Genomic DNA, 233 nt, shown 5'->3' with positions numbered 1-233 from the left:
CAGTTGCCCCAGTCGCTCCCGTGTTACCTTGAACTCCTTGAGGTCCAGTAGCACCAGTAGCGCCAGTGTTACCTTGAACACCTTGAGGTCCAGTGGCACCCGTGTTACCTTGAACACCTTGAGGTCCAGTGGCACCCGTGTTACCTTGAACACCTTGAGGACCCGTCGGACCAGTGGCACCAGGGGCGCCGGGAGGACCATTAGGACCCGGGGGACCGGGGGGGCGGGGGGGG

1 pseudogene is annotated in these 233 nt (G+C 63.1%); it reads right to left on the bottom strand.

Features of this window, described 5'->3' with window-relative positions:
- Nucleotides 1-233 (bottom strand): annotated as a pseudogene (locus JDS99_RS31555) (collagen-like protein); the annotation flags it as partial.

Origin of the sequence: Bacillus cereus group sp. N6 (assembly GCF_016483705.1) — a bacterium.
Lineage (GTDB): Bacteria > Bacillota > Bacilli > Bacillales > Bacillaceae_G > Bacillus_A > Bacillus_A wiedmannii.
This window is presented reverse-complemented; position numbering and strand designations above follow the sequence as displayed.